This is a genomic window from Brevundimonas sp. (assembly GCF_047617075.1).
GTDB lineage: Bacteria > Pseudomonadota > Alphaproteobacteria > Caulobacterales > Caulobacteraceae > Brevundimonas.
The window spans coordinates 151,093-172,650 of the sequence record NZ_JBLGCI010000001.1 but is presented as its reverse complement, the minus strand read 5'-3'; the positions used below and the strand labels follow the sequence as shown (position 1 = coordinate 172,650).

The 21,558-nt window shown below is 68.5% G+C and carries 23 protein-coding genes; 9 read left to right on the top strand and 14 right to left on the bottom strand.

All coding sequences use genetic code 11. From position 1 onward, the window contains the following. Positions 1 to 140 precede the first annotated feature (140 nt). Positions 141 to 527: a helix-turn-helix domain-containing protein gene (locus ACI8U3_RS00830; protein ID WP_415012968.1), complete on the top strand. Its 387-nt coding sequence runs from the start codon at positions 141 to 143 to the stop codon at positions 525 to 527. Positions 528 to 577: 50 nt separating this feature from the next. Then, complete coding sequence (hisN, locus tag ACI8U3_RS00825; RefSeq protein WP_415012967.1) at positions 578 to 1,366, top strand: histidinol-phosphatase; 789 nt, start codon at positions 578 to 580, stop codon at positions 1,364 to 1,366. Here the strand turns inward: hisN and ACI8U3_RS00820 are convergent. The 3 genes from ACI8U3_RS00820 to ACI8U3_RS00810 form a co-directional block, all read right to left on the bottom strand. Then, on the bottom strand, positions 1,363 to 2,409 hold the full coding sequence (locus ACI8U3_RS00820; protein ID WP_415012966.1) for an alpha/beta fold hydrolase: 1,047 nt from the start codon (positions 2,407 to 2,409) through the stop codon (positions 1,363 to 1,365). The two genes, hisN and ACI8U3_RS00820, sit on opposite strands and share 4 nt — an antisense overlap. After that, on the bottom strand, positions 2,406 to 3,329 hold the full coding sequence (locus ACI8U3_RS00815; RefSeq protein ID WP_415012965.1) for a class I SAM-dependent methyltransferase: 924 nt from the start codon (positions 3,327 to 3,329) through the stop codon (positions 2,406 to 2,408). Before ACI8U3_RS00815 ends, ACI8U3_RS00820 begins: the two co-directional genes overlap by 4 nt. Positions 3,330 to 3,445: 116 nt before the next feature. Continuing rightward, on the bottom strand, positions 3,446 to 4,321 hold the full coding sequence (locus tag ACI8U3_RS00810; RefSeq protein WP_415012964.1) for a class I SAM-dependent methyltransferase: 876 nt from the start codon (positions 4,319 to 4,321) through the stop codon (positions 3,446 to 3,448). Positions 4,322 to 4,579: 258 nt separating this feature from the next. Between ACI8U3_RS00810 and ACI8U3_RS00805 the strand changes: the two genes are divergently transcribed. After that, positions 4,580 to 5,041 (top strand): Hsp20 family protein, encoded by a 462-nt coding sequence (locus ACI8U3_RS00805; protein ID WP_415012963.1) that lies wholly within the window; start codon positions 4,580 to 4,582, stop codon positions 5,039 to 5,041. Between the two features lie 51 nt (positions 5,042 to 5,092). Here ACI8U3_RS00805 and ACI8U3_RS00800 read toward each other — a convergent pair whose 3' ends face one another. From ACI8U3_RS00800 to gpmA, 3 genes are read right to left on the bottom strand one after another with little or no spacing between them, the layout of a single operon-like run. After that, positions 5,093 to 6,367 carry a pentapeptide repeat-containing protein gene (locus tag ACI8U3_RS00800; RefSeq protein WP_415012962.1) on the bottom strand — a complete coding sequence of 425 codons (1,275 nt, stop codon included), beginning with the start codon at positions 6,365 to 6,367 and terminating at the stop codon, positions 5,093 to 5,095. 50 nt (positions 6,368 to 6,417) lie between these two features. Further along, positions 6,418 to 7,044, bottom strand: coding sequence for a bifunctional diaminohydroxyphosphoribosylaminopyrimidine deaminase/5-amino-6-(5-phosphoribosylamino)uracil reductase RibD (gene ribD, locus ACI8U3_RS00795; protein WP_415012961.1), 627 nt, complete (start codon positions 7,042 to 7,044; stop codon positions 6,418 to 6,420). After that, positions 7,041 to 7,754 carry a 2,3-diphosphoglycerate-dependent phosphoglycerate mutase gene (gene gpmA, locus ACI8U3_RS00790; RefSeq protein WP_415012960.1) on the bottom strand — a complete coding sequence of 238 codons (714 nt, stop codon included), beginning with the start codon at positions 7,752 to 7,754 and terminating at the stop codon, positions 7,041 to 7,043. The genes ribD and gpmA overlap by 4 nt, the downstream gene beginning before the upstream one ends. A 127-nt stretch (positions 7,755 to 7,881) precedes the next feature. Between gpmA and ACI8U3_RS00785 the strand changes: the two genes are divergently transcribed. After that, positions 7,882 to 8,013, top strand: a complete 132-nt coding sequence (locus ACI8U3_RS00785) for a hypothetical protein (RefSeq protein WP_415012959.1) — start codon at positions 7,882 to 7,884, stop codon at positions 8,011 to 8,013. A gap of 18 nt (positions 8,014 to 8,031) precedes the next feature. After that, the gene (locus tag ACI8U3_RS00780; RefSeq protein ID WP_415012958.1) at positions 8,032 to 9,531 is read left to right on the top strand and encodes a phosphomannomutase/phosphoglucomutase; all 1,500 of its coding nucleotides are present in this window, start codon (positions 8,032 to 8,034) and stop codon (positions 9,529 to 9,531) included. On the opposite strand, the gene ACI8U3_RS00775 is transcribed toward ACI8U3_RS00780, so the two are convergent. Together ACI8U3_RS00775 and glmM are read right to left on the bottom strand one after the other, a co-directional pair. Further along, positions 9,528 to 10,529 carry a YeiH family protein gene (locus tag ACI8U3_RS00775; RefSeq protein WP_415012957.1) on the bottom strand — a complete coding sequence of 334 codons (1,002 nt, stop codon included), beginning with the start codon at positions 10,527 to 10,529 and terminating at the stop codon, positions 9,528 to 9,530. The genes ACI8U3_RS00780 and ACI8U3_RS00775 overlap by 4 nt on opposite strands. Before the next feature lie 32 nt (positions 10,530 to 10,561). Continuing rightward, positions 10,562 to 11,911: a phosphoglucosamine mutase gene (gene glmM, locus ACI8U3_RS00770; protein ID WP_415012956.1), complete on the bottom strand. Its 1,350-nt coding sequence runs from the start codon at positions 11,909 to 11,911 to the stop codon at positions 10,562 to 10,564. Between the two features lie 172 nt (positions 11,912 to 12,083). On the opposite strand from glmM, the gene glmS reads away from it, so the two are divergent. Beyond that, positions 12,084 to 13,901 (top strand): glutamine--fructose-6-phosphate transaminase (isomerizing), encoded by a 1,818-nt coding sequence (gene glmS / locus ACI8U3_RS00765; protein ID WP_415012955.1) that lies wholly within the window; start codon positions 12,084 to 12,086, stop codon positions 13,899 to 13,901. Here glmS and ACI8U3_RS00760 read toward each other — a convergent pair. Beyond that, positions 13,888 to 14,175: a hypothetical protein gene (locus ACI8U3_RS00760; RefSeq protein ID WP_415012954.1), complete on the bottom strand. Its 288-nt coding sequence runs from the start codon at positions 14,173 to 14,175 to the stop codon at positions 13,888 to 13,890. The genes glmS and ACI8U3_RS00760 overlap by 14 nt on opposite strands. 160 nt (positions 14,176 to 14,335) lie before the next feature. Here ACI8U3_RS00760 and galU point away from each other — a divergent pair, with 160 nt between their 5' ends. Next, the gene (gene galU, locus ACI8U3_RS00755) at positions 14,336 to 15,220 is read left to right on the top strand and encodes a UTP--glucose-1-phosphate uridylyltransferase GalU (protein WP_415012953.1); all 885 of its coding nucleotides are present in this window, start codon (positions 14,336 to 14,338) and stop codon (positions 15,218 to 15,220) included. Positions 15,221 to 15,230: 10 nt separating this feature from the next. Here the strand turns inward: galU and ACI8U3_RS00750 are convergent, their stop codons facing one another. Genes ACI8U3_RS00750 through ACI8U3_RS00740 form a run of 3 tightly spaced genes read right to left on the bottom strand, consistent with a single transcriptional unit; the run spans position 15,231 to position 17,338 of the window. Beyond that, on the bottom strand, positions 15,231 to 15,488 hold the full coding sequence (locus ACI8U3_RS00750) for a hypothetical protein (protein WP_415012952.1): 258 nt from the start codon (positions 15,486 to 15,488) through the stop codon (positions 15,231 to 15,233). Next, positions 15,485 to 16,603, bottom strand: a complete 1,119-nt coding sequence (gene aroC / locus ACI8U3_RS00745; protein ID WP_415012951.1) for a chorismate synthase — start codon at positions 16,601 to 16,603, stop codon at positions 15,485 to 15,487. Before aroC ends, ACI8U3_RS00750 begins: the two co-directional genes overlap by 4 nt. Before the next feature lie 12 nt (positions 16,604 to 16,615). After that, a complete protein-coding gene (locus ACI8U3_RS00740; RefSeq protein ID WP_415012950.1) occupies positions 16,616 to 17,338 on the bottom strand; it encodes a DnaJ C-terminal domain-containing protein in 723 nt (240 codons plus the stop codon). A gap of 89 nt (positions 17,339 to 17,427) precedes the next feature. Between ACI8U3_RS00740 and pdxH the strand changes: the two genes are divergently transcribed. Next, complete coding sequence (pdxH, locus tag ACI8U3_RS00735) at positions 17,428 to 18,090, top strand: pyridoxamine 5'-phosphate oxidase (RefSeq protein ID WP_415012949.1); 663 nt, start codon at positions 17,428 to 17,430, stop codon at positions 18,088 to 18,090. On the opposite strand, the gene ACI8U3_RS00730 is transcribed toward pdxH, so the two are convergent. Continuing rightward, the gene (locus tag ACI8U3_RS00730) at positions 18,081 to 18,767 is read right to left on the bottom strand and encodes a TetR/AcrR family transcriptional regulator (protein ID WP_415012948.1); all 687 of its coding nucleotides are present in this window, start codon (positions 18,765 to 18,767) and stop codon (positions 18,081 to 18,083) included. The genes pdxH and ACI8U3_RS00730 overlap by 10 nt on opposite strands. Positions 18,768 to 18,823: 56 nt before the next feature. Further along, positions 18,824 to 19,471, bottom strand: a complete 648-nt coding sequence (gene udk / locus ACI8U3_RS00725; protein ID WP_415012947.1) for a uridine kinase — start codon at positions 19,469 to 19,471, stop codon at positions 18,824 to 18,826. Positions 19,472 to 19,636: 165 nt separating this feature from the next. Between udk and ACI8U3_RS00720 the strand changes: the two genes are divergently transcribed. Next, the gene (locus ACI8U3_RS00720) at positions 19,637 to 21,262 is read left to right on the top strand and encodes a long-chain-fatty-acid--CoA ligase (protein WP_415012946.1); all 1,626 of its coding nucleotides are present in this window, start codon (positions 19,637 to 19,639) and stop codon (positions 21,260 to 21,262) included. Positions 21,263 to 21,558 lie beyond the last annotated feature (296 nt).

Below are 21,558 nucleotides of genomic sequence, written 5' to 3'. Positions count from 1 at the left end.
GTTGCCTGATTGCAGCCATATTGCACGCCCGAAAGATGAATCTCCTCCCGCGCCGCACGAAACCGGCATGGCCCTTGCCGCTGGACAGGCGAGCTGTCCCGTTGTGGAACAGCGGTCGCCAAGACGAGGAGGGGCTGAGAATGGCCACCGAAATCGACCTTCATCTGGGCCGCCGGCTGCGTCGCCGTCGCCGCCTGCTGGGCCTGACCCAGCAACAGCTGGCCGTTCAGGTCGGCATTCGCTTCCAGCAGATTCAAAAGTACGAGTGCGGCGCCAACCGCATCTCGGCCGCGCGTCTCTGGCAACTGGCCGAAGCGCTGGAGACGCCCGTGAACTATTTCTACGACGGTCTGGCCGAGGCGCTGGAGCGCAAGGACGCCGGGCCGGGCAACGGCCATGGGGGCGAGATGTTTTCCCGCAAGGAAACCATCGACCTGATCCAGGCCTACTACCAGCTTGGCGAGCGGCCTCGCCGGCGCCTGCTGGACCTGGCCAAGTCTCTGCACGGCACGCCGGAAACGGCCTGAGCCGCATAAGACCGTGACGCGTCGGCGGGCGCGCTGTATGCCCGCCGGTCATGACCTCTTACGAAACCTTCGCCGTCGAACTGGCGCGCGCCGCCGCCGCCGTGACCCTGCCCCTGTTCCGCACCGATTGTGGTGAAGAAGACAAGGGAGGTCCCGGCGCCTTCGATCCCGTGACCCGGGCGGACCGCGACGCCGAGGCCGCCATGCGCCGCCTGATCGCCGACCGGTTTCCCGATCATGGCGTCATCGGCGAGGAGTACGGCGAGGATCGCCCCGAGGCGGACTTTGTCTGGGTGCTGGACCCGGTGGACGGCACACGCGCCTTTGTCGCCGGCCTGCCCCTGTGGACCAGCCTGATCGCCCTGCGCCATGAAGGACGCCCGGTCACCGGCGTCATCGCCCAGCCGGTGCTGGACGAGATTTTCCTGGGCGGCCCCTCCGGCGCGGTGCTGCTCAAGGGCGACGAAGCCCCCTCCCCCCTCAGCACACGCCCCTGTCCCCGTCTGAACGACGCGGTGATCGCCACCACCGACCCCGACATTTTCACCGGCGCCGAGCTGGGCGCCTGGACCCAGGTGCGGGCGGCGGCCCGGTTGGCCCGGCTGGGCTGCGACGCCTATGCCTACGCCATGGTGGCGGCCGGGCGCATCGATCTGGTGGCCGAGACCAACCTGAAACCGTGGGACTGGTCCGCCCTGGTCCCGGTCATCGAGGCCGCAGGGGGGAAGGTGGTCAACTGGCGCGGCCAGGCGCCGGACGACAAGGGCCAGGTGCTGGCCGTGGGCGACGAGGCCCTGATCGAACAGGCCCTGGTGACGCTGAAACGCGCGGCGCTCTAGATCACCTCGGCGGGTTCGGCCGGGGTCTGTTGCGAAGCTCTGGGCGCCAGATAGTCGGCCATGGCGTCGAACTCACGCAGGAAGGCGGCGCGCAGGTCGTCGACCTCCATGATGACTTCATGCTTGGCGCCGGCCACCTCTACATAGCGGCCCCGGCCCAGACGCTTGGCGGCCCAGCGGTTGGTCTGTTTCCAGACCACGTCGTCCTCGCCCGACTGGACGATCGACACAGGGATTGAGACACGCTTCAGCGCCTTGGGCTTCAACGCCCGCTCGCCCGCGTCGAAGGCGAAGGCCAGCCAACCCCAGGTGGGCCCGCCCAGCGCCAGGTGCGGACAGGCGTAAAGCTGCTGACGCCACAACTCATACCGGCTCTCGTCGGAGGTCAGGGCGTCGGTCTCGAAGGTATGGTCGAACGGATCATCCGGGTCATCCAGCACATAGTCGCCGGCCTTGCCGTGGCGCAGGTTCCACTTCACCGCCATCTTGGCCGACCACAACGAACGCTTTCCGGTGCGGATGCGCAGCATGGGGCTGGACATCAGGGCGCCCGCGATACGCTCTTCGCCCGCTTCCAGCGTCAGCAGGTTCAGAGCCCCGCCCATGGAATGGCCCACCGTTATCCACGGCTTGGGCAGCCGCGCCTCGAACGTGTCCAGCAGGCGAGCGTAGTCGTCCAGAAACTCCTCCACCGCCCGGGCATGACCCCGCAGCCGATCCGGCAATAGCCGCGCCGACAGGCCCTGTCCGCGCCAGTCATGGGCCAGCACGCAGAAACCGCGCGCCAGCAGATTGCCGATCAGTTCGAAGTATTTCTCGATGGGCTCAGTTCGGCCGGGGCTGACGATGACGGTGCCGCGCGGCGCATCCTCAACCGACGGGGACGGAGTCCACAAGGCCGCGCGCAGACGCAGCCCGCCGGCCCCGCGATACCACTCTCCCACCCCGCCTGGCGGCGAGGACGCGCCGGGCACGCCCATGAGCGGGGCGTTGGCGGCGAAGGCCGCGGCGCGGTTCACGCCGGTGGCGGTGGAAGCGTTCATTCGGGTTTCCGGAACTTCAGGGTCATGCGGTCGCTCTCGCCGATGGCGTCATAGCGGCTGCGGTCGAATTCGGGGTCGGCCGGTTCGCCCGGCGGGGCGGTCAGGCCGTTGGGCGGCAGTGTGTCCACGCCGAAGGGGTGGTCCTTGGTGTCCTCGGGGTTTGCGTTGATCTCGCTTGCGGCCACGAAGACGAAACCCGCTTCGGCGGCCAGCTGCTTGACGAAGGCCTCCTGCACATAGCCGGTGGCCGCCGCCGGATCCTGATCGGCTCCCGAGGCCCCGCGGTGCTGCTCGACGCCCAGGACGCCGCCGGGCTTGAGGGCTGCATAGGCGTCCGCGAACGCCTTCTCGGCGATGCCCGCGGCCATCCAGGCGTGCAGACTGCGCAGGAACAGCACCATATCGACGGTCCCTGTCGGCGCCAGTGGACCGCTGGTCGGGCCGAAGGCGGTGATCTGGACGTCGCCGTAAAGTCGTCGATCCGCGGCGAAGCGCCCCTCGAACCGGGCCATGACCTGGATGAGGGACGGGTCGGCGTCAGGCCCCGTCTCGAAGCCCGCTGCGATCAGCTGGCCCCCGCCACGCGCCAGATAGGGCGCCAGGATTTCCGTGTACCAGCCCACGCCCGGCCACATCTCGATCACCCGCATGTCGGGCTCGATGCCGAAGAAGGTCAGGGTCTCGACCGGATGACGCCACTGGTCACGGCCTCGATCATGGACCCGCCACGGACCGGCGACGGCCCATTCCAGACTGCCTTCGGGCGCCGGAGGGGGCCCGGCCGGTTCGTCACTGGAGGTTTCCGCCTCATCGCGCCGCCCGCACGCTGAAATCAGCGTGAGCCCAGCCACGGCCGCACCGCCCAGCAGCAGCCGCCGACGCGATGCGGAAATTTCCCGATTCCAGGACCGATCAGCCATTAATCCCATGCGCCGCCAGACTCGTGTTCCCAGGCCGCCCCGACACGACCGTGGCTTCGGACTTAAAGCGGTTCACCATACCCGTCAAAGCGCCCCGTGACGCATGTTGCCGATGATCACTCAGGCTTTCGGAAGCGCAGGGTCATGCGGTCACTCTCGCCGATGGCGTCGAAGGCGGCGCGCTCGGCATCGGTGAGGGTGCGACCACCCTGCTCGGTGCGACGCACCGGCGGCAGCGTCCAGACGCCGAACGGATGGTCCCGGTCATCGGCCGCATTGGCGTTCAGCTCGCTGCGGGCGTCCAGCTCAAATCCGGCGGCCTGGGCGGCGCGGATCACATAGCTTTCGGGCACATAGCCGGTGGAGGCGGTGTCGGCGACGTTCAGACCTTCCTCGGCCCGGTGCTGTTCGACAGCCAGCACGCCGCCCGGCTTCAGCGCCCGGAAGAACTCGGCCATGTAGCGCTCCGTCAGGTCAGCGCGAGCCCAATTGTGAAACGCCCGGGCCACCAGAACCATGTCGGCCGTCCCGTCTTCGACGCCCAGACCTGACGCCGGGCCGAAATTCACCGCGCGGGCGGCTCCGCCGAAGGCCGCCAGCTCCTGCTCAAGGCCCGCGCGGGCCTCGCGGGCGCGGTCCGAGACATTGGGCGCCTCCAGATCGATCCAGGCGGCGATGTACTCGCCATCGGTCTGCTGGGCGTAAGGGGCCAGGATTTCCGTCCACCAGCCCGCGCCGCCCGGTTCGATCTCCACCACCGTCAGCCCGGGGCGCAGGCCCCAGAATGTCAGGGCTTCATAGGGGCGGCGATACTGGTCCCGGGCCGCATTGGCGGGCGCCCGGGTGTCCGAGCCGATGATGTCGGCCAGCACGGCGTCTTCCGCGTGAACCGGCGCGGCGGCCGAACCGCGAGCGGGCGCCTCGGGCGTCTGGGCGTAGGCGGCGGGCGCGGTCAGGGCGATAAGGGCGGCGGCGAGGGTCAGGCGGCGCATGGGCGGTCTCCAGTGGATGGGCGGCGTCTCCGTTGCGCGCACCCTAAAGGCCTCGCATGACCGGGCAAGCGGCGTTTTCCGAATTTCGCACGCGCGCCTCTTGCAGCCGGTTCAGTCACCCCTAAATCCTTGTGCGGAAGCGCCGGTTCGCCGGGCTTTCACGGTCGCGGCGGGGCCCATCAGGGACCGCCAAAGGCTGACACCGTCCGTCCCCGGAAACGGGGCGGTTCAACCTTGCTGTGCATCAGGAGGATTGTAATGCGCACCATCGACTTCACCCCCCTCTACCGTTCCGCCGTGGGCTTCGACCGCATGGCCAGTCTGCTGGAAAGCGCCGCGCGCACCAGCGAGGCCGGCGGCTGGCCGCCCTACAACATCGAGACGACGGGCGAGAACGCCTACCGGATCGAGATCGCCGTGGCCGGTTTCAAGCCCGACGAGCTGAACATCGAGGTCAAGGAGAACCTGCTGACCGTCACCGGCCGCCGCACGGCCAATGACGGCGAGGACCGCACCTTCCTGCATCGCGGCCTGGCCGAGCGCGACTTCGAGCGCCGCTTCCAGCTGGCCGACTATGTGGTGGTGACCGAAGCGGGCCTGAACAACGGCCTTCTGACCATCGACCTGAAGCGCGAACTGCCCGAGGCCCTCAAGCCCCGGCGGATCGAGATCAACGCCGGCCCGGCCCTGATCGAGGGCAAGGGCAAGAAGGCGGCGTAACGCCTGATGGCGTTCTGAACTGGAAAGGGCGGCTCGATGAGCCGCCCTTTTTCATTCCGCATCCAGCTCCAGGCCGCGCACCCCGTGTAGCTGGGTGGCGAGGAACTCGGCATGGCGTGTCTGGGCGCCGTGCAGGGCGGCGCGGCTGAGGTCGGCCTGCACCAGAATCGCCCGGCGCAGATCCGCCCCCGACAGATCCGCGCCGCGCAGATGGGCGCCGGTCAGATCGGCGGGCAACAGGCGGTCCTGGGCGATCATGAGCGGCCCCAGTTGAACCTCGCGAAGGTCCGCGCCGGTAAGGCGCGCGCCCTTCAGCCGCGCGCCGCGCAGGTCCGCGCCGCGCATCCTGGCCGAGCGCAGGTCCGCGCCCTCGAGCATTGCGCCCTGAAGCTGCACCCCCTCCATGTCCAGACCATAGAAGACGGCGCGTCTGGCCGACAGACCGGTCAGGGTCAGGCCGCAGATGGATTTCAGGCTGCGCAGATCCACATCGTCGAAGACCGACGGCTTGCCTTCGGCCCCGCCCGTCTCGCACCAGCGGGCGTGCTCGCCCAGCATGTCCGCCGCCGGCAATTTCGACACCGGAGCGCCCGAAGACTTCTCGTCCGTCAGGGCGCCGGTCATGTCCGCGCCGTCGGTCCGCCACATGGCCCGCTTGGCGCCCACCAGAACCGTGTCGCGCAGGTCCGCGCCGGTCAGGTCGGCGCCGGACAGGTCCGCGCCCGCCAGGTCGGCGCCGTTGAAATTGGCCTGTTTCAGATTGGCCCGGACCAGCTTGCAGTCCTTCATCACCGCGCCGGAGAAATCGGCCGCGATGGCGATGATGCCGGTCAGCTTGGACCGCTCCAGATTGGCCCCGGACAGATTGGCGCCCGAAGCCCGCGCCCGGTCGCGCACCAGATGCTCCACCATGCGGAAGCCCAGCTTGGAGTCCGCCGCCGCGATGGCGCCCTCGCGCAGGTCCGCCTCGAACAGGTCCGCGCCGGTCAGCTCCGCGCCCCGCAGACAGGCGCCGCGCAGGTCGGCCCGCCTCAGGCTGGCCTCGATCAGCAGGGCGTCCTGAAGGTCGGCCCCGAACAGCACGGCGTTGTCCAGTCGCGCGCCGGACAGATCGCAGCCCGACATGTCCGCCGCCGAAAAGTCCGCATCGGTCAGGTTTCGGCCCTTCAGGCTCAGACCCGACAGGTCCATCCAGGTGAACACCGCCCGCGCGCCGCCGGGCTTCGCCTGCCACAGCCGGTCGTGCCGGGCGCAGATAGCGTCCAGCTCGGCCTGGGTCAGCCGTCGCCTGTTGGCGGGATCTATAGGGGCGGAGTGCGCCGACATGCCGGGAAGATGCCTGATCGCCGCTTAAGAAAGCGTTGGAATCCCGGCCCCTATTCGGTCAGCAGTCCCTGTTCGGCAAGGGCGTCAGCCAGGGGGCCCGGCGCGGTCCACAGCCGGGTGTAACCGGCCTCGCCGAGCCGCTTCAGCTCGGTGGCCAGATCCGCCTTGGCAGAGGCGGCGAACTGGCCGTCAAAACCATCGCCGCTGTCGCTGACGCGCACCATCGGACGGCCCGTCTCCAGCCGGTGCAGATAGCCTTCGTAGAGGATCGCCGCCTCGTCGCCGAGCACGCCGGTTTCCACCTCCAGCCCCTTGCTCTTAACCCGTTCCACGCCTCGCCCGGCGGCGAAGGGGGATGGATCCAGACAGGCGATGACCACCCGCTCCACACCCGCTTCAATCAGGAACTGCGCGCAGGACGTCCGGCCCGAAGAGCGCGCGCCGCACGGCTCCATGGTCACATAGGCGGTGGCGCCCTTCGCCTTGTCGCCGGCGGCGGGCACGGCCTGCTCTTCCGCATGGGGCCGACCGCCCGGCGCGGTGGCGGCCTCGGCGACCACCTCGCCGTCCTTGACCACCACACAGGCGACCGCCGGATTGGGCCAGGTCTTGCCCATCTGGTCCCGGGCCAGGCCGATGGCCCGGCGCATGAATTCCTGATCGCGCGTGTCGCTCATGACAGGGCCGGCAGGGGCTGGGCCCTGTCCTCATCCAGATAGCGGGCCGAAACCGGCTTCAGCTCGGCGTCAAGTTCGATGTCCAGCGGGTTGCCGGTGGGGATTTCGACCCCGACGATCTCGTCGTCCGGCACCCCGAACAGATGCTTGACGATGGCCCGAAGCGAGTTGCCGTGGGCGGCGATCAGCACGTCCTCGCCCGCCTTCAGGCGCGGCGCGATGGCGCTGTTCCAGTAGGGCAGAACCCGCTCCAGCGTGATCTTCAGGCTTTCGGTGTCGGGAATGTCCTGCCCGGCGTAGCGGGGGTCGGCGGTGAAATCGAACTCGCCGCCGGGGGCCAGCGGCGGCGGCGGCGTGTCGTAGCTGCGCCGCCAGATGGTGACCTGTTCCTCGCCGTGCTTTTCAGCAGTCTCGGCCTTGTTGAGTCCGGTCAGGCCCCCATAGTGACGCTCGTTCAGCCGCCAGTCCTCGATCACCGGCACGTCCTTCAGGCCCGCCGATTCCAGAGCCATGGCGCCGGTGCGCTTCGCCCGGTTCAGCACCGAGGTGAACATGACGTCCGGTTTGAAGCCCGCCCTGGCGATCAGCTCGCCGCCGCGCTTGGCCTCGGCTTCGCCCTGGTCGGTGAGATCCACGTCCACCCAGCCGGTGAAGCGGTTCTCCAGGTTCCACTGGCTCTGGCCATGTCGCAGCAGGATCAGTCGGGGCATCGGTGTCTCCAGTTGGACCTGACCGGGTAGGACCGGCGTGCCCGGGGGTCAACCCGCAAGCGCGGCCCGGCGCCGTCCGTTCCCTGCGATGTTGTGAGCCGGGAAACGCCCCTGCTATAGCGGAGTCATGCGGAACCGGCTGTTCTTTCCCCTGATGGCGCTGATCGCCGTCGCCATGGTCGCCCTGGCGCTGAACTGGCCCGAGGGCGAGGCGGGACGGGGCATGGCCCCGGCGCCCGCCGACGCGCCCGCCGGCTGACGCCGCCTGGAGGGAGACATGCTGACGCCCCGACCCGGCCTGGCTCCCGACACCGCTGAAAACGAGACTCACGCCCTGGTGAAGCCCACGGGGTTCCGCGAGTACGACGCCCGCTGGATCCTGGAGACGGAGATCAACCTTGTGGGTCTTCAGGCGCTCGGCCTCGGGCTGGCGACCTACATTCACGAGATCGGGGTACGGCCAAGGATCGTGGCAGGCCACGACTTCCGGTCCTATTCCGAGAGCGTCAAACAGGCCCTGACGCAGGGGCTGTTGCAGGGCGGCATGGAGGTTCTGGACATCGGCCTGGCCCTGTCGCCCATGGCCTATTTCGCTCAGTTCGCCCTGGACGCCCCCTGCGTGGCCATGGTCACCGCCAGCCACAACGAAAACGGATGGACCGGCGTGAAGATGGGAGCCGCGCCGCCCCTGACCTTCGGGCCTGAGGAGATGCAGCGCCTGAAGACCATTGTGCTGAACGGCGAAGGCGTCGCCCGTCCCGGCGGAAGGCTGGAGCGCATCGAGGACTTCCGGGCGCGGTATCTGGAAGAGGTCACCGCCGGGGTGAAGCTGACCCGCCCGCTCAAGGTGGTGGCCGCTTGCGGCAACGGCACAGCCGGCGCCTTCGCGCCCGAAGCCCTGCGCCGCATGGGCGCGGAGGTGATCGAGATGGACTGCGAGCTCGACTGGACCTTCCCCCGATACAACCCCAATCCTGAGGACCAAGCCATGCTGGCCGAGATGTCCCGGCGCGTGATGGAGACCAGAGCCGACCTGGCGGTGGGTTTCGACGGCGACGGGGACCGCTGCGGCGTGGTGGACGACACCGGCCAGGAAATCTTCGCCGATAAGATCGGCCTGATGCTGGCCCGCGACCTGTCGGCTCTGCACGAGAACGCCACCTTCGTGGTCGATGTGAAGTCCACCGGCCTCTACAAGACCGACCCGGTTCTGGCGGAAAACGGTGCGACCACCGTCTACTGGAAGACCGGCCACAGCCACATCAAGCGAAAGATCGCCAAACTGAAGGCTCTGGCGGGCTTCGAGAAGTCCGGACACGTCTTCCTCAACGCCCCCATCGGACGCGGCTACGACGACGGCATCGTGGCGGCGGGCGCGGTCTTGTCCATGCTGGAGCGCAATCCGGGCAAGCGCCTGTCGCAGCTGAAGGCCGCCCTGCCGGACGCCTTCACCTCCCTGACCATGAGCCCGCACTGCGATGACGAAGCGAAATACGCGGTCGTGGAGGCGGTGCAGAAGGAATACGTCGACCTGCACGCGAGGGGCGGCGAAATCCTCGGCCGCAAGATCACCGAGGTGATCACCGTCAATGGCGCGCGGGTGCGTCTTGAGGACGGGTCGTGGGTGCTGGTGCGCGCCTCGTCCAACAAGCCGGAGCTGGTGGTGGTGGTCGAGAGCATGCGATCGCCGGACGACATGCGCGACCTGTTCCACAAGGACGTGAAGCCGCGTCTGGCCAGACACGACAACGTCGGCGCCTGGAACCAGGAAATCTAGAGCAGGGTCAGCAGTCCGATCAGGCCCAGTGCGAGGACCATCAGCAGGGCCAGAGACAAGACGGCGGCCAAGGCCACGCGCGGGCCGGACCTCAGCACTGCGCGCAGATCCGTGGTCAGGCCCAGCGCCGCCATGGCAATCACCGTCAGGACGCCCGCCACCGCCGTGATCGGCTCGATGAGCGCTTCGGGAATCAGGCCGAATGACCGCAGGGTCGCCATGGCGATGAAGCCGAGGATGAACCAGGGGATCAACCGCGCCAGACCCGGTTTGCGGCCCACCCGCTCACCGGACGTCAGCGCCAGAACGACGCACACCGGACCAAGCATCAACACCCGGGTCAACTTCACCAGCGTGCCGACCTGCGCGGCCGCCAGCCCCATCGGCGCCACCGCCGCCAGCACCTGCGGCACTGCATAGACGGTCAGGCCCGCCAGCACGCCCGCATCGATGATCGAAAGGCCCAGCAGGTCCGCGACCACCGGCAGCAGCAACACCATGCCGACGCCCAGAACGGCGGTGAAGCCTATGGCCCCCGACACCTCTTCGCCCTTTGCCCCGATCACCGGCGCCACGGCGACGATCGCTGAGTTGCCGCAGATGCCGTTGCCACAGGCCACCAGCAGGGCGGCGTTACGCGTCAGGCCGCACCAGCGTCCCAGCCAGTAGCCTCCGGTGACCCCGACCGCGACCACCAGAACGATTCCCAGCAGGAGCGCCGGCCCCATGGCCGCCAGCGCCGGGGCGCTGAGCGAGGCGCCCAGCAGCACCACCGCCACCTCCAGCAGGAACCCGGCGCTGAAGGCCACGCCCGCGCGAAACGCTTCCGGCGGCGGCCACAGGGTCCGCACCCCGGCCCCGATCAGGATCGCCAGCACCAGGCCTTCCAGCCAGATACGGTCGAACATCCGGGTCTCGAAAGTCTGCAAGCCCATGGCCATGGCCGCGACGACGAGGCTGAGCGCCACGCCGGGTGCGAGCACCGAGATCCGGGTCATGGGTGAGTTAGGGGCCACTGCAAAAACGGCCGTCAGCCCGCCGCCTTGACCGCCTCGGCGATGTCATCGACCACGGCTTCCACCAATCTGGCGTCGTCGCCCTCGGCCATGATGCGGATCAACGGTTCGGTGCCCGAGGCGCGGACGACCACACGGCCCGAGCCGTTCAGGCGCGTCTGCCCGGCGGCGATGGCGTCCATCACGCCCTTGTCGGCCAGCGGCGCCCCGCCCGAATGACGCACGTTCTTCAGCTTCTGGGGCACCGGCTCGAACTGGGCGGCCAGTTCGCTCATGGGCTTGCCGGACTCCACCATCACGGCCAGCACCTGCAGCGCGGCGATCAGGCCGTCGCCGGTGGTGGCGTGACGGCTGAGGATAAGGTGCCCTGATTGCTCGCCGCCCACGTTGAACCCGCCTTCGCGCATGCGCTCCATGACATAGCGGTCGCCCACCTGGCTGCGTTCCAGCGTCAGGCCTTCGGCGTTGAGAACCCGCTCCAGCCCCAGATTGGACATGACCGTGGCCACGATCCCGCCTCCGGTCAGGATGCCCCGCTTGGCCCAATCGCGGGCGATCAGGGCCATGATCTGGTCGCCGTCGATGACCCGGCCCTTCTCGTCGCACAGGGCCAGCCGGTCCGCATCGCCGTCCAGGGCGATGCCGATGTCGGCGCCGTAGCGCTTCACCGCCTCGGACAAAGTGCGCGGATGGGTCGAGCCGCACTCGGCGTTGATGTTCAGGCCGTTGGGCTCAACACCCACCGGGAAGACGTCCGCGCCCAGTTCATAGAGGGTGGTGGGCGCCACGCGATAACCGGCGCCGTTGGCGCAATCGATGGCGATGCGCAGGCCGTTCAGGTTCTGGCGGCGCGGGAAGGTGGCCTTGGCGATCTCAACATAGCGGGCCTGGGCGTCGTCGATGCGCTTCACGCGGCCCAGGGCGTCGGCGTCGGCCAGACCCTGCCCCAGGTCCTCATGCATCAGAGCCTCGATCTTCAGCTCCATCTCGTCCGACAGCTTGTAGCCGTCCGGGCCGAACAGCTTGATGCCGTTGTCCGCGTAGCTGTTGTGCGAAGCGGAGATCATCACGCCCAGATCCGCGCGCATGGATCGGGTCATCATGGCCACGCCGGGCGTCGGCAGGGGGCCGAAGGTGCGCACGTCCATGCCCACCGCCGCGAAACCGGCCACCAGCGCGGGCTCGATCATGTAGCCGGACAGCCGGGTGTCCTTGCCGATCACCACCAGATGGCGCCGGTCGTCGCCGGACATGAACAGCTTGCCTGCGGCCAGGCCGACGCGCAGCGCCACCTCTGCGGTCATGGGGTGGCTGTTGGCGCGGCCGCGAATGCCGTCGGTGCCGAAATAGCGTCGCTTGCTCACGATCCCTCCCGATCTCGCCCGAAACCTGGCGAAACGTCTTTTTAGTGTGGCGGTTACGGCCTTTCGGTTAAAGCCGCACGATCAGGCCCGCCTCTTGCACGCGGGCTTAACGCCGGGCGCGGCCTGTGCCAAGCAGCCTGAATCCTTTCGTCTCGGGAGACCAGATCAAGCCATGTGTGGAATTATCGGCGTGACCGGGACGTCTCAGGCGGCCCCCCTGATGATCGACAGCCTGAAGCGGCTGGAATACCGGGGCTACGATTCCGCCGGGGTCGCGGCGCTGGTCGACGGCCGCATCGAGCGTCGGCGGGCCAAGGGCAAGATCCGCGAGCTGGAGGCCGTGCTGAGCAGCTCGCCCCTGCAGTCCGTTGTGGGCATCGGCCACACCCGCTGGGCCACCCACGGCCCGCCCACCGAGCCCAACGCTCACCCGCACAAGGCCGGCCGCGTGGCGGTGGTGCACAACGGCATCATCGAAAACTTCGCCGAGCTGAAGGCTGAGCTGGAGGCCGCCGGCCGTGTTTTCGAGAGCCAGACGGACACCGAGGTGGTGGCCCACCTGATCGACGCGCGGCTGGACGCCGGCGACGAGCCCATGACCGCCTTCAAGACCGTGCTGGATCGTCTGAGCGGCGCCTATGCCCTGGGCGTGCTGATCGAGGGCCATGACGACCTCATTCTGGGGGCCCGCAAGGGCAGCCCGCTGGTGGTCGGCTGGGGCGAGGGCGAGATGTATCTGGGCTCCGACGCCCTGGCTGTGGGCCCGTTCACCCAGAAGATCAGCTATCTGGAAGAAGGCGACTACGTCGCGCTGACCCGGGACGGCGCCGACATCCGCGATGAGCGGGGCGTCAAGGCGAACCGCGCCGTGGTGGTGGTCTCCGCCTCGGCCGCCATGGTCGAGAAGGGCGAATATCGCCACTTCATGGAAAAGGAGATTCACGAACAGCCCGACAGCGTGCAGCACACCCTGTCGGCCTATCTGGATCTGGTGGCCCAGAAGGTGAAGCCCCAGGACGCCATCGACCTGACCAAGGTCAGCCGCATCCAGATCATCGCCTGCGGCACCGCCTTCTACGCCGGAGAGATCGCCCGCTATGCGTTCGAGCGGCTGGCCGGGGTGCCCTGCGACGTGGAGATCGCGTCCGAGTTCCGTTACCGCAGCCCGGCCCTGACCCCCGGAACCCTGGTGGTGGCCGTCAGCCAGTCCGGCGAGACCGCCGACACGCTGGCCAGTCTGACATGGTGCAAGGCGCAGGGCTTCGAGACGGCGGCGGTGGTCAACGTCCACACCTCGTCCATGGCGCGGGAAGCGGCGGCCATGTGGCCCACCTGGGCCGGACCGGAGATCGGCGTGGCCTCAACCAAGGCGTTCACCGCCCAGGTGGCCGCCCTGCTTTCGCTGGCCCTGGCCGCAGGCGTGGCGCGGGGCCGGGTGGCGCCGGACGAGGAGGCCCGTCTGGTCAAGGCGCTGTTCGAGGCGCCCCGCCTGATCGCCGAGACGCTTCAGGCCGATGAAGAGATCAAGGCCGTCGCTCACGACCTGTCAAAGGCCTCGGACGTGCTGTTCCTGGGCCGGGGCGCCATGTTCCCGCTGGCCATGGAAGGCGCGCTGAAGCTGAAGGAGATCAGCTACATCCACGCCGAGGGCTATGCCGCCGGCGAGTTGAAACACGGCCCCATCGCCCTGGTGGACGAGGAAACTCCCGTCATCGCCCTGGCCCCCATGGACGAGGTGTTCGAAAAGACCGCATCCAACCTGCAGGAAGTGGCCGCGCGCGGCGGCCCGGTGGTGATGATCACGGCCCAGGGCGCACCCTCGCCCCACGGCGCCGAGGTGCGGCGGATCGAGATTCCGCCTTGCGACCCCTTCATCGCGCCGCTGGTCTATGCGGTGCCGGTGCAACTGCTGGCCTATTACACCGCCGTGCAAAAGGGCACGGACGTGGATCAGCCGCGCAACCTGGCCAAGTCCGTCACGGTCGAATAGGCGCGCCGTCTTCCGCCGGGGGCGGGCTGGCGGCCGGGCTCTCATCCGGACCACGCTCCGGCAGCACCGGCGGCGTCTGCGGCATGGCGGCGGCCTCTTGCCCCACGGCGGGCGGAACCTCCGACTCCTCGGGCGGCATCACCAGATCTTCGGGCACCTCCAGGGTCTCCGCCGTGGTCGGCGGCACGGCGGGGGCATCGGGCTCCTGTTCACCGCAGGCGACCAGGGCCAGCGAGGACAGGGTCAGGGTCAGGACGGCGAGCGATCGGATCATGTCTGGGCCTTTCGGATGCGAACGGTCGGGCGACCACGACATCACATGACGGAACCGTCCGCCAGCCCGGCGGTTCCGCCCGGCATCGCAGCGGACCGTTTGCAGCGCCGCCCGAAGCGCCTATCAACGGCTCGCCGAACTGACCCAAGCTGGAGCCTCCATGACCGACGCCAAGACCCCTCGACGTGTTCGCAAGGCCGTCCTGCCCGTGGCGGGGCTGGGCACCCGGGTCCTGCCCGGCACCAAAACCACGCCCAAGGAGCTGCTGAACGTCGTGGACCGGCCGATCCTCAGCTACATCGTGGAGGAGGCGCGCGAGGCGGGCATCGAGCACATCGTCTTCGTCACCGGCCGGGCGAAACAGGCCATCGAGGACTATTTCGACCACCAGATCGAGCTGGAGGCCCAGCTGGAGGCCAAGGGCAAGACCGACATCCTGGAGATGATGAACGCCGAACTGGCGCGCGCGGGCGAGATGAGCTTCACCCGCCAGATGAAGCCGCTGGGCCTGGGCCACGCGGTGTGGTGCGCCCGGGACATCGTCGCCGACGAACCCTTCGCCGTGATCCTGCCTGACGTGATCGTGGATGCGGCGCCGGGCGCCCTGAAGCAGCTGATGAACGTCTATGAGGAGGTCGGCGGCAACGTCATCGGCGTGGAGGCGGTGCCCGAGGACATGACCCACAAATACGGCATCGTCGATCCGCTGGAGCGCACGGGCAATCGCATCGGCATGAAGGCGATGGTCGAGAAGCCGGCGAAGGGAACCGCGCCGTCGAACCTGTCCATATCCGGCCGCTACATCCTGCAGCCCGAGATCTTCCACCTGCTGGAGACACAGGAGCGGGGCGCGGGCGGCGAGATCCAGCTGACAGACGCCATGGCCCGACTGATGAAGGATCAGGCCTTCACGGCGGTGGAGTACGAAGGCGTGACCCACGACTGCGGGGACAAGATCGGCCTGCTGCGGGCCAATGTGGCCCTGGCCCTCAAGCGTGAGGATCTGGGCGCGGCGGCGCGCGAAGCGATCTCGGCCCTGCTCTAGTCGGCCGACCCTAGTCGTCGGTGCGGTAGCGGCGGCAGTCCTCGTCGGAGCCGCGGCGCACCCGGCGCTCGCAGGCGCGGCGTTCAGCCCGCATGGTTTCCGCGTCCGAGGTGGTGACCGCGTCGACGCCCGCGCCGACCACGGCGCCGGTGGCCTTCACGCCCGTGCCGACCACGGCGCCGGTGACGCCGACGGCTGTCCCCACAAGGCATCCCTGAAGCATCAGAGCGGCGGCGATCATGGCGGCGATGGACAGGATGCGGGTCATGTTTGAGGCTCGCTGGAAGAGGAAAAGGCCCAGCCGGTCTGGGCCCGATGGCGCATCAGGGCGTCAGCCAGGACGCAGGCGGTCATGGCTTCGACCACAGGCACGCCGCGCAGGCCGACGCAGGGATCGTGGCGGCCCTTGGTGCGCAGATCGATTTCGGTTCCGTCGCGGGTGACGGTGCGCCGAAGCGTCAGAATGGAAGAGGTCGGCTTGAAGGCCACGCGCGCCGTGACGGGCTGTCCAGTGGAGATGCCGCCCAGCACGCCGCCCGCCTTGTTCGACAGGAAAACCGGCTCGCCGTCATCGCCCATCCGCATTTCGTCCGCGTTCTGTTCGCCGGTCAGGGCGGCGGATTCGAAGCCCGCCCCGATCTCCACGCCCTTGGCCGCATTGATGGACATCAGCGCACTGGCCAGTTCGCCGTCCAGCTTGCCGTAAAGCGGCGCGCCCCATCCGGCGGGCACGCCCGTCGCCTCCACCGCCACCACCGCGCCGATGGAGGACCCGGCCTTGCGGATATCATCCAGATAGGTTTCCCAGGCCGGAACCACCTCGGCGTTCGCGGCGAACAGGGCGTTGTGCTCAACCGCGCCGAAGTCGATCCGGTCGTCCGCGATGCGGTGCGGCCCGATCTGGACAATCCCCGCGCGGATGCTCAGGCCCTCGCCCAAGACCTTGCGCGCCACTGCACCCGCCGCCACGCGGCAGGCCGTCTCGCGCGCGGACGAGCGTCCGCCGCCCCGATGGTCGCGCACGCCGTATTTGGCCTGATAGGTGTAGTCAGCGTGACCGGGCCGAAAGGCGCGGGCGATCTCGCCGTAGTCCTTGGACCGCTGGTCGGTGTTCTCGATCAGGATGGCGATGGGCGCGCCGGTGGTGACCGGGCCGTCGCCATCGTCGAAGGTTCCGGAGACGATGCGGCACTCGTCCGCCTCGCGCCGCTGGGTCACGAAGCGCGAGCCGCCGGGCTTGCGCCGGTCCAGCCACGGCTGGATGTCCGCCTCGGTCAGCGCAATGCCCGGCGGGCACCCGTCGATGACGCAGCCGATGGCCGGTCCGTGGCTTTCGCCCCAGGTAGTGACGCGGAACAGATGGCCGAAGGTGTTGTGGGACATGGCTTACAGCCTCTAGGCCGCCATGCGCTCGGACGTCCACACCGAACTGAACCGGGCCAGCAGATGTTCGGCGGCCGAGGGCGCGCCGGCCACAGGTTCCAGCGTCACGAACAGTCGCCCGGCGGGACGCGCCCCGCGCGCCGGCAGGCCAAGGCCCTTCAGGCAGAGGCGGACCGTCCCTTCCATGCCGCCCACGACCCAGACCTGGCGCGGCCCGGCATGGGTTTCGATCTCCGCCCGCCCCCCGTCGGCCAGCAGGCGCGGGTCCACCGGGCAGGTCATGAACAGGTCGTCGCCGAGCGCCTTAAGGCCGTCGGTCGCGCGAATGAGCACGGGTAGATAAAGATCGCCGCCGTCCGGCGCCGCGCGCCTCAGGCGCACATGCTCGCCGGTACGCAGGCCTGCGGGGACCATGATGCGCAGGGCGCCCCGCCCGGGCAGGGCCACGGTGGCGCAGGCGCCGTGGATCGCCTCCAGCGGACTGAGCACCACCACCGGCAGCGGCATGGGTCGGGCCTTTGGCGCATCCAGCGCCGGACCCAGGCCGCCGCGCTTCTGGATCAGGCGATAGGCCTCGATGACCCGGCGGAATCGGTCGGCGTCGCCGCCGGGCTGGTCCGGGCGAGCGGCCTTCACCGCGGCGCGGAACAGCTCCGCCAGGCGGCGCGGCTCCACAGGACCGTGCAGGCCCAAAAGGCCATAGGCGTCGCGCAGGGTCAGGGTCTGGGCGGTCATGACCCCGATTGGCGGATAATATGGTCAAGGCCGGGTTAACCGTGACGCTGGACCTCCCCCAAACGACGCCGAGGGGCTAAGAAGGCGCCATGAGCGATCACCCCATTCCGCCCACCCCGACCACCGAAGACTACGCCGCCCAGCTGGCGGCCAACGCCGACGAGGCGCAGTTCGAGCGTGACGAGCCCCTGCCGCTGTTCCTGGAATGGATGGCGGATGCCCGGAAGTCCGAGCTGAACGACTCCAACGCCATGGCTCTGGCCACCGTGGACGCCGACGGTCTGCCCGACTGCCGCATGGTTTTGCTTAAGGGCGTGGATGAACGGGGCTTCGCTTTTTACACAAACCGTGAAAGCGCCAAGGGCGGGCAGCTGACGGGGCAGCCGAAGGCCGCTCTGCTCTTCCACTGGAAATCCCTGCGCCGTCAGGTGCGGGTGCGCGGCGCCGTCGAGCCCGTCAGCGAGGCGGAGGCGAACGCCTATTTCGCCAGTCGGGCGCGCGAGAGCCGCATCGGCGCCTGGGCCTCGACCCAGTCCCGGCCGCTGGACAGCCGGGAAACGCTTGAGGCCGCCGTGCGTGCGGTAGAGGCGCGGTTCGAGGGCGCAGAGCCCCCTCGGCCCGACTACTGGACCGGTTGGCGCGTGATCCCCGATCAGATCGAATTCTGGCGCGACCGGGCGTTTCGGCTGCACGACCGTCTGAGGTTTGATCGCGAGGGCGACGACTGGCGGCGGACCCGGCTCTATCCCTGACCGGTCCCGTAGCGGGCCAGGAAGGTGTCCACCGCCTGGGTTGCAATGCATGCGGCGTCGCGCCGGGTCTGGACATCGTCGCCCGTGACCATGGGTACGAAGAAAACCGGGTGCTCGATCATCCCCATCAACTGTCCCGCCGCCCATGACGGCCTTTCAACCTCCAGTGCGCCCGCCTCCACGTGCTGGACGATGACCCGCATCAGAACGCCGCCGATCTCGGCTCGCCCACGCTCGAAGAAGCGGTTCGCCGTCGGCTGGAATCGCTTGCGCTCGGCCATGACAAGCCGGAACACGGCGCGCACGAACGGGTCGCCCATGAAGCGGGCGTAGGTCTCGGCGAACGCGATCAGCTGGCCCCGCACATCACCGCCCTGGACACGCACGCCCTCGATCTGGCGGGCGAAGTCGTCCGAGGCGTCGTCGATCACATGCTTGAACAGGTCGGTCTTGGACGGAAAGAACGCATAGAGCGTGGCGGTGGAGACCGAAGCGTCGCGGGCGATGGCCTCCATGCGGGCGGCGGCGTAACCCTCCGCGAGGAAATGACGCCGGGCGACCTTCAGCAACTCCTTGCGCTTGTGGTGCAAAGCCTGTGCCTGTTCGCCCGTGTGGGCGGCGTCATTCATCTTGATGCGGCCGTCATCTTCGTCGTCCAGCACGGCGGACTTAACCATACCAATGGTCCGTGAGGCGGGTTTCCGGCGCAAGGGGCAGAAACCGATCTTTTTCCTCAGCTTCTCCGGAACGGCGCCAGCACCGGATGGGCCAGCACCGGCGCCACCAGCCGATCCACAGCAGAACGGTCCTCCAGCACCACCGCGGCCGTCTGGTCCGCCACCACGAAATCGGCCAGGGCGCGGCCCGGCTCGGTGAAGCGTTCGTGGCCCGGCCGGACGGTCTTCAGATACTGGTCGATCACCGACTGGGCCGTGCGCCCCCGCTCCCTTTGGTCCCGCAGCAGACGCCGGATGAAGCGGATGTCGGCGGGCGTATCCACGAACACTCTCAAGTCGAACAGGTCGGCCACGGCCGGCGTTGCCAGCAGATGGATGCCCTCCACGATCACTACGGGCGCGGCGCCCACCGGCGTCCCCCCCGGATCGCGGCCGTGGTGGATCAGGGAATAGATCGGCGCCTCGACCCCCTTGCCCGCCTTCAGTTCGGTCAGATGTTCGGCGAGCAACGCGTGATCCCGCGCGTCCACATGATCGAAATCGAAGGTCGCGGCGTCGAAATCCGGCAGGGCTGCGGCGTCCACATAGTACCAGTCCTCCAGCACCACGACCGCCTGATCCGGCCCCAGGGCCTCGGCCAGGGCCTGGGCCAGGGTGCTCTTGCCGGAGCCGGACCCTCCGGTAATGGCGATGAGAAGGCTCAAGGGGTGCGCTCCGCGATAGACGAGGGCCGTCCTTTAGGGCTTTCTGGGCGGGTCAGCCAAGGCGGAACGCCTTGCCTGACCTAGCGTCACGTTGCTTAACGACGATCACCAAAGTAGCTTCGATTTGAAAGCGCCGCTCTCAACAAGGCGCACATGGAGGGATGCATGCTGGGACGAATGCAGGACTGGCCGCTGACGGTCGACCGGATCATTGATCGCGCCGCCGTCTGGCACGGCCATCGGGAGATCGTCACCCGCACGGTGGAAGGGCCCATCGTGCGCACCACCTATGCCGACGTGCACCGCAGGGCCAAGCGGGTGTCCAACGCCCTGGCGGGCTGGGGCGTCAAGCTGGGCGACCGGGTCGCCACCCTGGGCTGGAACACGGCGCGGCACATGGAGGCCTGGTACGGCATCATGGGCATGGGCGCGGTCTGCCACACCCTGAACCCCCGCCTGCATCCCAGCCAGATCGCCTTCATCATCAATCACGCCGAAGACAAGGTCATCTTCGTCGACCTGACCTTCGTGCCGATCCTGGACGCCATCATCGCCCACTGCCCGACGGTGGAGCGCGTGGTCATCATGACCGACGAAGTCTCGATGCCCGAGACCAAGCTGCCCAACGCCGAGTGCTATGAGTACGTCATTTCCGAGCAGTCCGAGGACTTCACCTGGGGCGGTTTCGACGAGCTGACCGCCTGCGGCCTCTGCTACACCTCGGGCACCACGGGCGACCCCAAGGGGGTGCTGTATTCGCACCGCTCCAACTTCCTGCACACCCTGATCACCATGAGTTCGGACATCATGGGCGTGACCGGGGCGGACGTGATCCTGCCGGTGGTGCCCATGTTCCACGCCAACGCCTGGGGCGTGGCGTTCTCGGCGCCCGCCGTGGGCGCCAAGCTGGTCATGCCCGGGGCGCGCATGGACGGCGAGGCCATCTATGAGCTGATCGAGGCCGAGGGCGTGACCTTCTCCGCCGCCGTGCCCACCGTGTGGCAGATGCTGCTGCAGCATGTGGCCGCCAACGACCTGAAGTTCTCGACCCTGAAGAACGTGCTGATCGGCGGCTCGGCCCTGCCCGAGGCGCTGGTGCGCGGCTTCAACGATCTGGGCGTGGACGTGCGCCAGGGCTGGGGCATGACCGAGACCTCGCCGGTGGGCACCGTCTCCACCCCCACCCCCGAGATCGCGCACCTGTCCTATGACGAGCAGATGCCGTTCCGCCTGAAGCAGGGCCGCCCCCCCGTGGGCATCGAGCTGAAGCTGGTCAGCGACGAGGGCGAACAGCTGCCCCACGACGGCGAGGCGGTGGGCCGCCTCATGGTGCGCGGCCCCACGGTGGCGGCCAGCTATTTCAAGGACGTGGGCGGGAACATCCTGGACGACGAGGGCTACTTCGACACCGGCGACGTGGCCAACATCGACACCAACGGCTTCATGCAGATCACCGACCGGGCCAAGGACGTGATCAAGTCGGGCGGCGAGTGGATCAGCTCCATCGACATCGAGAACGTGGCCGTGGGGCACCCGAAGGCGTCGCTGGCCGCCGTCATCGGCATCGCCCATCCCAAGTGGGACGAGCGTCCCCTGCTGCTGGTCAAGCTGAAGGACGGCCAGGCCGCCGAGAAGCAGGAGTTCCTCGACTTCCTGGAAGGCAAGATCGCCAAGTGGTGGATGCCCGACGATGTGGTCTTCGTGGACGATATCCCGCTGGGCGCCACCGGCAAGATCGACAAGAAGATCCTGCGCGAGGAGTTCAAGGATTATACGCTGCCGACGGCGTGATCGGAGCCTTGTCATCCCGGCCGCACCCCGGACCTGTTCCGGGGGGCGAGCCGGGACGCAGCCGCACACTCCCCGCTCATCCCGGCGACCCGAAGGGCGGCGCGTAGCAGTCAAGGCCGGGATCCAGATGGCGGGCGGAGCGGTCAGGAATTGAGGCGAGCCCGGACGTCCGACTATCGCGCCTTATGATCTGGACCCCGGCGTTCGCCGGGGTGAGCGGAGTTTATTGCTCATTCCGTCCCGGATAGCGCCTGCGGCGCTTCCGGGATGACAAGGGGGGCGAGCGGGCTTTCGGA

Excerpts from the sequence above, each read along its gene's own strand:
- aroC (WP_415012951.1), bottom strand. The coding sequence starts at position 16,603 with ATGTCCCACAACACCTTCGGCCATCTGTTCCGCGTCACTACCTGGGGC.
- ACI8U3_RS00805 (WP_415012963.1), top strand. The coding sequence starts at position 4,580 with ATGCGCACCATCGACTTCACCCCCCTCTACCGTTCCGCCGTGGGCTTC.
- ACI8U3_RS00800 (WP_415012962.1), bottom strand. The coding sequence starts at position 6,367 with ATGTCGGCGCACTCCGCCCCTATAGATCCCGCCAACAGGCGACGGCTG.
- ACI8U3_RS00730 (WP_415012948.1), bottom strand. The coding sequence starts at position 18,767 with ATGGTTAAGTCCGCCGTGCTGGACGACGAAGATGACGGCCGCATCAAG.
- pdxH (WP_415012949.1), top strand. The coding sequence starts at position 17,428 with ATGAGCGATCACCCCATTCCGCCCACCCCGACCACCGAAGACTACGCC.
- ACI8U3_RS00775 (WP_415012957.1), bottom strand. The coding sequence starts at position 10,529 with ATGACCCGGATCTCGGTGCTCGCACCCGGCGTGGCGCTCAGCCTCGTC.
- glmS (WP_415012955.1), top strand. The coding sequence starts at position 12,084 with ATGTGTGGAATTATCGGCGTGACCGGGACGTCTCAGGCGGCCCCCCTG.
- ACI8U3_RS00740 (WP_415012950.1), bottom strand. The coding sequence starts at position 17,338 with ATGACCGCCCAGACCCTGACCCTGCGCGACGCCTATGGCCTTTTGGGC.
- ACI8U3_RS00810 (WP_415012964.1), bottom strand. The coding sequence starts at position 4,321 with ATGCGCCGCCTGACCCTCGCCGCCGCCCTTATCGCCCTGACCGCGCCC.
- ACI8U3_RS00760 (WP_415012954.1), bottom strand. The coding sequence starts at position 14,175 with ATGATCCGATCGCTCGCCGTCCTGACCCTGACCCTGTCCTCGCTGGCC.
- ACI8U3_RS00750 (WP_415012952.1), bottom strand. The coding sequence starts at position 15,488 with ATGACCCGCATCCTGTCCATCGCCGCCATGATCGCCGCCGCTCTGATG.
- ACI8U3_RS00815 (WP_415012965.1), bottom strand. The coding sequence starts at position 3,329 with ATGGCTGATCGGTCCTGGAATCGGGAAATTTCCGCATCGCGTCGGCGG.
- galU (WP_415012953.1), top strand. The coding sequence starts at position 14,336 with ATGACCGACGCCAAGACCCCTCGACGTGTTCGCAAGGCCGTCCTGCCC.
- ACI8U3_RS00820 (WP_415012966.1), bottom strand. The coding sequence starts at position 2,409 with ATGAACGCTTCCACCGCCACCGGCGTGAACCGCGCCGCGGCCTTCGCC.
- ACI8U3_RS00830 (WP_415012968.1), top strand. The coding sequence starts at position 141 with ATGGCCACCGAAATCGACCTTCATCTGGGCCGCCGGCTGCGTCGCCGT.
- ACI8U3_RS00720 (WP_415012946.1), top strand. The coding sequence starts at position 19,637 with ATGCTGGGACGAATGCAGGACTGGCCGCTGACGGTCGACCGGATCATT.
- ACI8U3_RS00780 (WP_415012958.1), top strand. The coding sequence starts at position 8,032 with ATGCTGACGCCCCGACCCGGCCTGGCTCCCGACACCGCTGAAAACGAG.
- hisN (WP_415012967.1), top strand. The coding sequence starts at position 578 with ATGACCTCTTACGAAACCTTCGCCGTCGAACTGGCGCGCGCCGCCGCC.
- ribD (WP_415012961.1), bottom strand. The coding sequence starts at position 7,044 with ATGAGCGACACGCGCGATCAGGAATTCATGCGCCGGGCCATCGGCCTG.
- ACI8U3_RS00785 (WP_415012959.1), top strand. The coding sequence starts at position 7,882 with ATGCGGAACCGGCTGTTCTTTCCCCTGATGGCGCTGATCGCCGTCGCC.
- gpmA (WP_415012960.1), bottom strand. The coding sequence starts at position 7,754 with ATGCCCCGACTGATCCTGCTGCGACATGGCCAGAGCCAGTGGAACCTG.